The 11,986-nt window shown below is 40.0% G+C and carries 9 protein-coding genes; 5 read left to right on the forward strand and 4 right to left on the reverse strand.

The features are described from left to right. The first annotated feature begins 2 nt into the window (after positions 1-2). On the forward strand, positions 3-1,418 hold the full coding sequence (gene uxaC, locus I6J03_RS13115; protein WP_003011682.1) for a glucuronate isomerase: 1,416 nt from the start codon (positions 3-5) through the stop codon (positions 1,416-1,418). Between the two features lie 32 nt (positions 1,419-1,450). Then, positions 1,451-2,800, forward strand: a complete 1,350-nt coding sequence (locus I6J03_RS13120) for an MFS transporter (protein WP_003011683.1) — start codon at positions 1,451-1,453, stop codon at positions 2,798-2,800. Here the strand turns inward: I6J03_RS13120 and I6J03_RS13125 are convergent. From I6J03_RS13125 to I6J03_RS13135, 3 genes are all read right to left on the reverse strand, one after another. Beyond that, positions 2,797-3,828, reverse strand: coding sequence for a LacI family DNA-binding transcriptional regulator (locus I6J03_RS13125; protein ID WP_003011685.1), 1,032 nt, complete (start codon positions 3,826-3,828; stop codon positions 2,797-2,799). The two genes, I6J03_RS13120 and I6J03_RS13125, sit on opposite strands and share 4 nt — an antisense overlap. A 99-nt stretch (positions 3,829-3,927) precedes the next feature. Next, on the reverse strand, positions 3,928-4,584 hold the full coding sequence (locus I6J03_RS13130) for a LolA family protein (protein WP_003011688.1): 657 nt from the start codon (positions 4,582-4,584) through the stop codon (positions 3,928-3,930). Positions 4,585-4,586: 2 nt separating this feature from the next. Further along, positions 4,587-7,208 carry an FtsK/SpoIIIE family DNA translocase gene (locus tag I6J03_RS13135; RefSeq protein ID WP_003011691.1) on the reverse strand — a complete coding sequence of 874 codons (2,622 nt, stop codon included), beginning with the start codon at positions 7,206-7,208 and terminating at the stop codon, positions 4,587-4,589. Between the two features lie 148 nt (positions 7,209-7,356). Here I6J03_RS13135 and I6J03_RS13140 point away from each other — a divergent pair, with 148 nt between their 5' ends. Beyond that, positions 7,357-8,061, forward strand: coding sequence for a DUF4397 domain-containing protein (locus I6J03_RS13140; RefSeq protein ID WP_003011694.1), 705 nt, complete (start codon positions 7,357-7,359; stop codon positions 8,059-8,061). Between the two features lie 80 nt (positions 8,062-8,141). Here the strand turns inward: I6J03_RS13140 and tyrS are convergent, their stop codons facing one another. Further along, on the reverse strand, positions 8,142-9,425 hold the full coding sequence (gene tyrS / locus I6J03_RS13145; protein WP_003011696.1) for a tyrosine--tRNA ligase: 1,284 nt from the start codon (positions 9,423-9,425) through the stop codon (positions 8,142-8,144). Positions 9,426-9,536: 111 nt separating this feature from the next. Between tyrS and I6J03_RS13150 the strand changes: the two genes are divergently transcribed. After that, positions 9,537-10,220 carry a hypothetical protein gene (locus tag I6J03_RS13150; RefSeq protein ID WP_201693724.1) on the forward strand — a complete coding sequence of 228 codons (684 nt, stop codon included), beginning with the start codon at positions 9,537-9,539 and terminating at the stop codon, positions 10,218-10,220. A 59-nt stretch (positions 10,221-10,279) separates the two neighbouring features. Beyond that, entirely contained in the window at positions 10,280-11,980 is a 1,701-nt protein-coding gene (locus tag I6J03_RS13155; protein ID WP_003011703.1) for an amino acid permease, read from the forward strand. Positions 11,981-11,986: the final 6 nt, after the last annotated feature.

Consider the following 11,986-nt stretch of genomic DNA (forward strand, 5'->3'; position numbering starts at 1 on the left):
AGATGCAGACAGAACAGTTTTTAAATGACAATTTTCTGTTGTCAACTCCTTTAGCACAAAAGCTTTATCAGGATTATGCTGCCAGTTTACCTGTTATTGATTATCATTCCCATTTACCGCCTTTAGATATCAGGGAAAATAAGAATTATAAAAATATAACTGATATCTGGCTGGCAGGAGACCATTATAAATGGAGAGCAATGCGTGCTTTTGGTGTAGAAGAAAAATACATCACAGGAGATGCCAGCGACCGCGATAAATTTCAAAAATGGGCAGAGACAGTACCGTTTACAATTAGGAATCCACTGTTTCACTGGACGCATATGGAGCTTAAAAATCCATTTGGATTCACCGGATTGCTGAATGCACAGAATGCGCAGGATGTTTTTGATAAGACTGAACAACAATTGCAAACATCAGCGTTCTCCACTCAGGGATTATTGCAGCATTTTAATGTAGAGATGGTCGGCACTACAGATGATCCAGCAGACGATCTGGCAGATCATAGTGCTATCGCAAAATCTGATTTCAAAACAAAAATATTACCCTCATTCAGACCGGACAAATCACTGCAACTTGACGGCGGAGATGATTACAGGACCTACCTCACCCGGTTGTCTGCGGTAGCAAATGTACAGATCGTAGATGTAGACTCCCTGATCGCAGCATTACATAATCGTATTGAATTTTTTCATGCTTTGGGCTGTCGTATCTCTGATCATGGCTTAAGCTGCTTTCCACTGAAAGGAAATACAGATACTGAAAAAATAAATCATATATTTAAGGCTGTATTGGATGGGGATGATACAGGTGTCACAGTTGAGATAAAAGATAATTTTTCATTCTATATTTTAGCAGCTGTATCCAGAAAATATCATGAAAAAGGCTGGGCACAGCAGTATCACGTCGGTGCGTTGCGTAATAACAATCAAAGGCAACGTCTTTTATTAGGACCAGATACAGGTTTTGATTCTATCGGCGATTATCAACATGCTGCAGCCTTGTCCGCTTTCCTAAACCATCTGGACAGGACAGACCAATTGGCCAAAACTATTATTTACAATTTAAATCCTGCCGATAATGCTGTTTTTGCATCCATGGCCGGGAATTTTCAGGGAGAGGGAATAAAAAGTAAAATACAGTTTGGCTCAGCTTGGTGGTTTCTGGATCAGCTGGACGGAATGAAAAAGCAAATGGACGCTTTATCCAATATGGGACTGATAAGCTGTTTCATCGGAATGCTCACGGATTCCAGAAGCTTTTTGTCCTATTCGAGGCATGAGTACTTCAGAAGGCTGTTGTGTAATATTTTTGCTGAAGACATTCATAAAGGATTGATCCCGAATGATCCTGAATGGATCGGTAAGATCATATCAGATATTTGTTATTTTAATGCAAAAGAGTATTTCGGTTTTTAACCGGAATACGCCTTTTATAAACCTTACTTATTATGAACCAAAAAATAGGAAAGTATCGCTGGACGATCTGCGCCTTATTATTTTTCGCTACTACAGTTAACTATCTGGATCGTCAGGTGTTGAGTCTGTTGCATCCCATTCTGGAGGATGAATTTGGCTGGACAAATACCGACTATGCCAATATCACAGCAACTTTTCAGTTTGCATATGCCGTATCTATGTTATTCGCAGGACGTTTTATAGATAGGTTAGGCACAAAAATGGGATTTGCCATTGCTATTATTATATGGTCTATAGGAGCTATAATTCATGCATATGCTGTAGAGATGGGAGAGATATCTGCCCGTGTATTAGGTATGACAGCCATTTCGACATCAGTATTAGGTTTTATAATCGCACGGATTGTACTTGGCTTCGGAGAATCCGGTAACTTTCCGGCAGCTATAAAAGCTACTGCGGAGTTCTTCCCAAAAAAGGAACGCGCTCTTGCAACGGGAATATTTAATTCAGGATCTAATATTGGTGCTATTCTGGCGCCGTTGACAGTGCCGTGGATGGCGCATAACTGGGGGTGGCAGTCTGCATTTATTATTGTAGGCGCAGTAGGATTTATATGGCTGATATTTTGGTTTATCCTATATGACAGACCGGAGAAAAAGCTATCTAAGGAAGAATATGATTATGTAGTAAGTGATTCTGTACTAGTTGCTAACAGAGATTCTGATGCTCCTCAGCCTAAAATATCTTGGTTCAAATTGCTTGGGTATAAACAAACCTGGGCATTTACCTTAGGCAAATTTCTGACGGATGGAGTATGGTGGTTCTTTTTATTCTGGCTGCCGTCTTACCTGAAAACGCAATATGGAATGGAAAGTACACAGATGATGCTTCCTTTAGCGGTATTATATAGTATGACCATGTTTGGATCTATTGGTGGAGGTGCTTTTCCGATGTACTTTATCAATAAGGGATATGCGGCATATGACGGTCGGATGCGTGCTATGTTTGTCATCGCCTTATTCCCTTTAGTGGTACTGGCTGCACAGCCGCTGGGACACTATACTTTCTGGATTCCGGTAGTGCTGATAGGAATAGGTGCCTCTGCACATCAGGCATGGTCAGCCAATATTTTTACAACTGTATCTGATATGTTTCCCAAAAGTGCCGTTGGCTCCGTAACCGGTATAGGCGGTATGGCCGGTGGTTTCGGAGGAGTGATTATGTCCAAACTAGGAGGTGGTCTGTTTGATTACTATGGTGGTTTGGGACATATAGAGACCGGTTACACAATTATGTTTTCTATCTGTGCATTAGCTTATCTGGTGGCTTGGTGTGTTATGAAAGCACTGGTTCCGAAAATGAAAGTCGTTCAGGTAGACTAACTTTGAATTGAAGATTTTCTGAATGTAAGAATGGTATCAAGTTCTGTAGTTTCTATCTGAACTTGATGCCAGTTTTTCTTCGCTATAAATTTCATCAGTTTTTCCATAGCCATATCACCTATTTCCAGTGCAGGCTGACGGATAGTAGATAGAGCAGGATTAAGCGATCTTGCAAAATCAATATTGGAAAAACCGATTACCGCTAACTCATCCGGTACCGAATAGCCCAATTCTGCCAACACACCCAGCAACGTAACAGTAATGGTGTCCGAAGAACCTAATATGGCATCAGGCTTATTCTCCGCATTCATTAGTCTGGTGATCGCATTCTTCAACTCTACATCCAGTACTTCCTGATTTTGCATATTACACTGAATATGGAACTGGTCGTCAAAAGCAATACCTGCATCTGTAAGTGCCTGATGATATCCTTTAAAACGTTCACCTGAAAGACCAAATCTGGATGCTGTGATATTTACAATCTTAGTTCTTCCCGAATCAATCAGATGTTTGGTCGCAAGGTAAGCTCCCTGAAAATTGTTCACTCCGATCTTGAAAGTTTCCAGATTGTGCTGTATCCGGTCAAAAATAACGACCGGAAAATTGTGGTCATGGATATCTTCCAGCAATTTTTGATTAGATGTCTCATCTACCGGAGAAATCAGCAGTCCGTCTACACCGCGTTGCATTAGTGTCTCTATGCATGATCTTTCAATTTCCGGATTTTCCCGGCTCTGCATAAAGATAACCTCAAATCCTACTTTAAGCGCATGCTGCTGTATGCCCTCGATGATCTGAGAACAAAAGGGATTGTTGATAGACGTCAGTATCACCCCAATAGTGTTGGATTTACCGGTCTTCAGATTTTGTGCCAGAAGGTTTGGTTTATAGTGATGGGCTTCCGCGTATTCTAAAACTCTTTTTTTTGTTTTCTCTCCAATTTCATGACTGTCATTCAAAGCCTTGGAAACAGTAGAAATGGAAACATTCAGCGCTTTGGCAATCTCTTTAATAGTAATGCTTGACATGTTTTAAGTTTCAAAGGTGAGTAATAAAGTTAAGCTGAAAATCTGACAAAAGCTAAAAAGAAAAGGGAATATCGGTGTTGTATTCCCTTTTTTGTTACTTTATCTGAGATCGACAATTTCCATTCCCGGATATTTCGATTTATTAAAGGTAAATGTACTCGTTGCTATTGATGCATTACCGTTTAATGATTTTATAGTGTATGTATACCGGGAACCCGACTTGTCAAAAATGGTAGCATCATAAATTAATTTCGATGCTTTATTAATACGCAGCTTTATCTTGAAATAATTCTTCTTCGTATCAATAGGAGAGAGCTCGATTACATTTAAGGTTGTTGCACCCACTTTCTCATCATCAGCACTCACATACTTAAATCCCGTTTTGTAGAATGAAAAGATATTACTCGGATTGATATTGTCATTAGACTGGTCCGCATCATTTATCTGTACTTCGTCTTCTTCTTTTAGAATGGTCCATGTACTTTTTCCGTCACTGATAAGGTCCTGAGATTTCATCTCGATCAGATACTTATTCGCTTTCTTATCCAGATATAGCGTTCCCGCATCTGTATACGTTCCTCCGTTTGCTTGTTTGGCAGAGAAAGAGAACGATGCTTTAATCGTTTTGTAACCGTCGTATTTTGCAGATACCTGATTCAGTAGCTTTTTTGCAAAGGCTTCCTGTTGTGCTGAAACCGGATTACTTATGAATAGCATAAACGCAGCTACCACAAATGACCATAATGTTGTTTTCATCTTTAATTGTCTTTTCTTAATGTTTCCAAATACTGTTCTAACGAGTATTCATCCGGATACAGCACCTCGCGTGCTTTACTTCCTTCAAACGGACCTACAATACCTGCAGCTTCCAGTTGATCGATGATTCGTCCAGCTCTGTTATAGCCCAACTTTAATTTACGTTGGATTAAAGATGTTGATCCTTGCTGATGCATGACAATTAAGCGGGCAGCATCTTCAAACAGCTGATCCCTGTCATCCATATCAAAATCTGCCAGTCCACTACCTTCTCCGTTTTCATCAACGTACTCCGGCAGCATGAAGGCTGAAGGGTAACCACGCTGACCACCGATATAATCGGATATCTGATCTACTTCAGGCGTGTCTACAAAAGCACACTGAATACGAATCAGATCACTACCCGTTGACAATAGCATATCTCCGCGACCAATCAGTTGATCAGCACCTCCTGAATCCAGGATTGTACGTGAATCGACTTTGGAAAGAACGCGGAACGCTAATCGAGCCGGGAAATTGGCTTTGATCGTACCCGTAATAATATTGACCGAAGGACGCTGTGTCGCAATAACCAGGTGTATACCTACCGCACGTGCCAATTGTGCTAGCCGTGCTATCGGCGTTTCTACCTCTTTTCCCGCTGTCATCATCAGGTCGGCAAACTCATCTACTATAAGAACTATAAATGGTAAGAATCGATGACCCTCCTCAGGGTTTAATCTGCGATTGACAAATTTTGCATTATATTCTTTTAAATTACGGACCTGACCGTTTTTAAGAAGGTCATATCGCTGGTCCATCTCGATACAAAGTGAGTTTAAGGTATTGATTACCTTCTTGGTATCCGTAATGATCGCATCATCTTCTCCCGGAAGTTTGGCTAAGAAATGACGTTCAATTTTTTTGAATAAAGAAAGCTCTACCTTTTTTGGATCCACTAGTACAAACTTTAATTCAGCAGGGTGTTTTTTATAAAGCAGAGAGGTTAGAATCGCATTGATACCAACAGATTTACCCTGACCGGTGGCACCTGCCACCAACAGGTGAGGCATTTTTGCAAGGTCTGCAATATATACTTCATTTGAAATAGTCTTACCCAATGCAATTGGAAGATCCATATCGGTCTTCTGAAACTTTTCTGTAGCCAGTACAGAACGCATAGACACCATTTCAGGCGTACTGTTAGGCACCTCTATACCAATCGTTCCTTTGCCGGGCATCGGAGCAATGATACGGATACCCAATGCCGCAAGGCTTAGTGCGATATCATCCTCCAGGTTTTTTATTTTCGAAATCCGGACACCAGGTTTAGGGATGATTTCGTAAAGCGTTACCGTTGGTCCGATGGTAGCTTTGATATGCTCGATTTCAATGCTGTAGTTACGGAGTGTATCTACAATCTTATTTTTATTAGCTTCGAGTTCTTGTTGATTAATGGTAATCTTACCACTACCGTAATCTTTCAAAAGCTCCAATGGAGGATATTGATAGCCGGACAGATCCAGTTTCGGATCATATTCCCCAAACTGAGCAACCAGATCATTGGCCGTTATAGGCTTTTCTTCTATTACTTTTTCTACCCGTAATACAGGACTGGCCGGAATATCTTCTTCCACCTCCTCTTCATCAGTATCCGGATGATCAATAGTGAAGGAGATATGAGGTGTAGAATTCGAAAGTACTTCCGGTTCCTCTTCTATAGATAAGGTCGGTTCCTCCCTGCGAGCGTTATTGTTATAAGTTTCTTCCGGTTCTCTGAATTGGTTGAACTCCTGTACCGGAGCTTTATCATTCAGATCTATAGGGTCGATAACATACTCTTCATCTTTGAGAATACGTGTATTTTTAGGACTGCTTACAGGATTACTTTCTGCATCATCGGTATCAAAAGCTAGGTCCTCATCATATATTTTCTTTTTGGACTGGAATGTGAATTTCAGATCCAGATTATAGATCAGAATAAGGACAGTCAGGTAGGCAAAGACAACAATTCCGGCCACACCTGCGCTTCCGATCTGTGCTTCCAAAAGTCTGTTGGTCCAGAATCCGAATTTACCTTCCAGAATATGGGGTGTCTTGGCAATGAAGGATTGCAAAAAGCCTAGTGTTACCGAAACATAGATAATAGCAATGGAAGAATAGAGGAGAGACTTACCTACAGGAAGTATATTTTTACGGTATAATAATCTGTATCCTGTTACGAAAAGAATAAAGATAAAGATAAAGGAAGCAATACCGAACCACTCATAAATAAACTGATTGGCTAATAAGGCTCCGAACTTTCCAAGTTTATTCTGTACCACCGGAAGGTCAATGGCATCGCTGTCAATTTCTTCAGCTGTATTGAACAAAGTACTCCAGCTTCCGTTGGATTTTGAAATATAGCTCTGATCCTCTTCCCAGGTGAAAAGGTAAGAAACAAAGGCTATGGTGAAAGCAAAACTCAGGATGAATAAAAATACACCTAATATTTTCATTATCTTTTCCTGGGTTTCACTTAATTGTACAGGTTCCGAAGGCTCTTTGTAACTTTTTGTATTATAGCTTTTTGAAGAACTTTTAGGGGCTTTCTTTGATGAGTTGTCACCACCATAGTTCTTAAATGTATTTCCTTTATTTAGCATGAAAACAATAATAATGTTCTTAGTACAAACTTAACGATTTTATATAGAAAAAATCAGACCAAAAAGCCAATTGTTTTGGTACTGTAGCATTTCTATTGTAATATACGTTTTAGTTGTGAATATGTGATTTTAGAATAGATAATGCACTATGAATAGCGTTAAATTTCTTTTAGGTAGTTTCCTTTTATGTCTGTTATTGTTTACATCCTGTAGTCTGGATAATGACGACTACGGGTATGGTGAATTGTCCGGCACAGGCGCTGTTAATGCTGTGCCTCTGGCAATCAAATTAGATATTGGTTTGGATCAGAATAAGCTCAATCTTTCTAATGAAAGTTTTGATTTCGGAGATTATTTGCCTTATCGTAATGCTTTTCCTGGTAATCGCCTTGTAAGGGTCTTTGATCGGGACAGTATCGGTAAGGGGGCACTAGTTTCTAAGCAGGTGGCTTTTGCTCCGGGTAAAATTTATTCTTTATTCGTCGTTGGTGATACGAAACTGGATGTAGTCAGCTATGAAGACAAAGCAGATGTTCCGGCAAAAGGAACCGCAAATGTACGTTTTATCAATCTGAGTCCGGATGCACCTGCACTTAATCTGGGATCTGAGGGTTCGGATACACTGCTGGTAAAAAATAAGTCTTTCAAGGAAGCCAGTGCCTACCTGACCCTGCAGACGGGAAAAAAATATAAGCTCTTTATTACATCAAATGTAAACAGAGAGTTGGTCAGTTTTGAGTTTGAACCGAAAGATCAGTCTATTTATACCATTTGGGCAAAAGGTTTGATCAATGCGACTCCGGCAAATGAGAAATTTAAATTCGGATATAAGATTATCCAGCATTTAGAATAAACTTTATACATACAACTCAATACAAACGAAGAAGGGCTCCCAAAAATTTGGAGAGCCCTTCTTTTATTTTATAGCTTTGATTACTCCGCTATGATAAGATAGTAATTCTTCTTACCTCTTTGAGCAATGATATATTTATTGTTGATCAGATTTTCTGTTGTAAAGGTTGCATCCGTTCCGGATACTTTTTCTTTATTTACAGACACACCACCACCTTCAGTCATTTTTCTGGCTTCACCTTTTGAAGGGAAGATCTGCGTTTTTGTCGCTAACAGATCTAATATGTTGATTCCTTCTGCAAGTTCGCTCTTACTGATTGTAAATTGAGGTACTCCGTCAAACACATCTAATACAGCTTCATGCTCCAGATCGCCTAAGAAATCCAGTGAACCGTTTCCGAAGAGGAATTCAGATGTTTTGAGTGCTGTCTCATAATCTTTTTCCGAGTGTGTACGGATTGTGATATCTTTTGCAAGTGCTTTTTGCACGGTGCGGGTATGAGGAGCAGCATCATGTTCTGCAATGATTGCGTCTATTTCTTCTTTTGGTTTTAGTGTAAAGATTCGGATCCAGTTTTTGGCATCATCATCTGTTGCATTCAACCAGAATTGATAATATTTATAGGGAGTTGTTTTCTTTGCATCTAACCATACAGCGCCTGATTCCGTTTTTCCAAATTTCTGACCATCTGATTTTTTGATCAGTTGGGTTGTAAGCGCAAATGCAGTTCCCTGATCCTGGCGACGGATAAATTCGGTACCGGTAACGATATTTCCCCACTGATCCGATCCGCCCATCTGTATTTTACAATTATGATGTTTCCATAGATAATAGAAGTCATACCCCTGGATCAGCTGATAAGAAAATTCTGTAAACGATAGTCCATTTTCACCTTCAAGACGTTTTTTGACAGAGTCTTTGGCCATCATGTAGTTGACTGTAATCAACTTACCAATATCGCGGATAAAATCCAGGAATTTGAAATCCTTAAACCAATCGTAGTTGTTGACCATCTTTGCATCCAGTTCACCTTCGCCAAATGTTAAGAATTTGCTCAGCTGATGCTTAAGGCTTGCAACATTGTGATTTAAAGTTTCCTCATCAAGTAAATTCCTTTCGGCCGATTTGAATGACGGATCACCGATCATTCCGGTAGCCCCGCCAACCAGTGCAACAGGCTTATGACCTGCGTTTTGAAAATGAATAAGAGTCATGATCTGTGTCAGATGTCCGACGTGAAGCGAATCACCTGTAGGATCAAAACCAATGTAACCGGATACTTTTTCTTTGTTTAACAACTCTTCAGTTCCAGGCATGATGTCTTGTAACATGCCTCTCCAACGTAATTCTTCTACAAAGTTCATAATAATACGGATAAGAAAATTTTAATTAAGTTGCAAAGATAGTAAGATTAGCTGTATCTTACGTCAAGATTTAAGATATTACGCTTTTTGCGTGATTTTATTAAGATCAGAATGAATTTTCTCTCGCATTTTTATTTCGAAAGGTATGCTACCCAGCCCGAACGCGTGTTGGGCGGAATACTGCCGGATCTGCTGAAGAATGCGGATAAGAAGTATATGTTTCATCCCAGCCGGTTTGAGACCATATTGCTGGACCATCCACAGTTTAAGCCTATTTATGAAGGTTGGAACAGACATCTGGAGGTAGACCGCATCTTTCACAACACACCGTTTTTTTTTGATCACACCCATCGTTTGCGGATTCAGATACAGGATAGCCTGAGTGGATTACCTGTTCGTCCTTCATTTTTGGCACATGTCGCGCTTGAACTGATTCTGGATCATCTGTTGTTAAAACATCAGGTAATTAATGTAGACCGCTTTTATGAGGACCTGGAAAAGGTACATCCGGATACGATTATTAAGTTTCTGAAAATTATAGGATTAGAAGATACGACTAAATTTATGTCGTATTATGAGCGTTTTGTAAACTCTAAGTACACATATGAATATGCAGATATTAGCAGAATATCATATGCATTGTTTAATATTGCAAAACGAATCTGGGATTTTGAACCGGAAGCCGGGCATCATCTCAGACTTACAGAAGAGTTGATTATGTATACAGATAAACAACTTACTGATTATAAAAGTGTCTATTTTGAAATTCAGGACAGACTTGCTTTAGCAGAATGATACTAATTAATAAACTTATAAAGTAACCTGAGGTTGCAATCTTAAAATTTACAGACAGTATGGGAAATCAACTTTTCAGAAAGAAAAGCATAGATCAGATTATTAGTGATTCTGAACATGGGGGTTCAGGATTATCCAAGATTCTTGGTATCAGGGATCTTGTTTCTTTGGGGATTGCAGCGATTGTAGGGGCTGGTATTTTCAGTACAATCGGACTGGCCAGTTTCAATGGCGGACCTGCGGTTTCGCTTCTTTTTGTTTTTGTGGCTTTTGCCTGTGTTTTTACGGCACTTTCGTATGCACAGTTTGCAAGTACCGTTCCGGTCTCCGGAAGTGCGTATACGTATGCATATGTTGCCTTTGGTGAATTGTTTGCCTGGATTATAGGCTGGGCTCTGGTACTCGAATATGCGGTATCCAATATGGTGGTCGCCATATCGTGGTCCCAATATTTTGTATCCATGCTGGAAGGTTTTGGTTTACATGTGCCCAGATGGCTCTCTATGGCACCTGCTTATGCCGTCGAAGCAAATCAGAAAATGCTGGAAGTTGGGGTTGATAAACTGACAGGTATTGATAAGCTGGCACTGGAAGCATATGTAACAGCACCCCGTATCGGAGATGTGCCTATTATCTTTGACCTCCCAGCAGGTATTATCACCTTTCTGGTGACCATACTTGTCTATGTCGGGATTAAAGAGTCTAAACGAGCCAGCAATATCATGGTCATGATCAAGGTCGGTATTATACTGGCTGTGATCTTTGGGGGATTATTTTTTGTCAAACCGGAAAACTGGACTCCGTTTGCACCTAATGGATTGGGAGGAGTTATGAGTAGTGTCGCTGCGGTTTTCTTTGCGTTTATCGGGTTTGACTCCATTTCAACGACAGCAGAAGAATGTAAAAATCCGCAACGGGATCTGCCGAGAGCAATGATATACTGTTTATTGATCTGTACGGTACTTTATGTAGCTATTGCTTTAGTCCTTACCGGAATGGTAAATTATACTGAACTGAATGTAAAAGATCCGCTGGCTTATGTATTCCAATATGTAGGATTCGATCATATGGCCGGTATTATCTCTGTCACTTCTGTGATCGCCATTACAAGTGCTCTTTTGGTATATCAGCTGGCACAACCGAGAATATGGATGACGATGAGCCGTGACGGACTTTTGTGGAAGAAATTTGCTACTATTCACCCTAAATATAAAACACCTTCATATGCTACAGTTGTGACAGGTATTGTCGTTGCTGTTCCCTCTCTGTTTTTTAAAATGGACTTCTTTGTGGATCTGACCAGCGTAGGGACTTTCTTTGCCTTTATTCTGGTATGTGCAGGGGTGCTTTATATGGATCATTCAGGGCTTTCCAAAAAATCAAAATTCAGAGTTCCCTATGTAAACGGAAAATACCTTGTGGGGCTGGGTTTCCTGATCGCCATGGTTTTGTTGTTTGTATACGGACAGGATACTATTACCGAATGGAAGTCTATGTCTGCGCTTTATATACTAGAGCATAAATCTTTGGTTATTATTTTCTGGTTAGTTTGGATCGGTATGAGTTTTTATGCTTTCCGGTTGAACTTCTCTTTACTTCCGACTACAGGTATTCTGATCAACCTGTATCTGATGACTGAACTGGGAGCCAGTAACTGGATTATTTTTATACTTTGGTTAGTTGCCGGGTTGGTTATCTACTTTATGTATGGTTACCGACATTCCCGATTAAATAAAGAAGCAAAAGCAATAGCTGATTAAAAAAAC

The sequence above is a fragment of the Sphingobacterium spiritivorum genome (assembly GCF_016724845.1).
GTDB lineage: Bacteria > Bacteroidota > Bacteroidia > Sphingobacteriales > Sphingobacteriaceae > Sphingobacterium > Sphingobacterium spiritivorum_A.

Bases quoted from the DNA above. Each gene is read 5' to 3' on its own strand.
- uxaC (WP_003011682.1), top strand. From the start codon at position 3: ATGCAGACAGAACAGTTTTTAAATGACAATTTTCTGTTGTCAACTCCT.
- I6J03_RS13120 (WP_003011683.1), top strand. From the start codon at position 1,451: ATGAACCAAAAAATAGGAAAGTATCGCTGGACGATCTGCGCCTTATTA.
- I6J03_RS13125 (WP_003011685.1), bottom strand. From the start codon at position 3,828: ATGTCAAGCATTACTATTAAAGAGATTGCCAAAGCGCTGAATGTTTCC.
- I6J03_RS13130 (WP_003011688.1), bottom strand. From the start codon at position 4,584: ATGAAAACAACATTATGGTCATTTGTGGTAGCTGCGTTTATGCTATTC.
- I6J03_RS13135 (WP_003011691.1), bottom strand. From the start codon at position 7,208: ATGCTAAATAAAGGAAATACATTTAAGAACTATGGTGGTGACAACTCA.
- I6J03_RS13140 (WP_003011694.1), top strand. From the start codon at position 7,357: ATGAATAGCGTTAAATTTCTTTTAGGTAGTTTCCTTTTATGTCTGTTA.
- tyrS (WP_003011696.1), bottom strand. From the start codon at position 9,425: ATGAACTTTGTAGAAGAATTACGTTGGAGAGGCATGTTACAAGACATC.
- I6J03_RS13150 (WP_201693724.1), top strand. From the start codon at position 9,537: ATGAATTTTCTCTCGCATTTTTATTTCGAAAGGTATGCTACCCAGCCC.
- I6J03_RS13155 (WP_003011703.1), top strand. From the start codon at position 10,280: ATGGGAAATCAACTTTTCAGAAAGAAAAGCATAGATCAGATTATTAGT.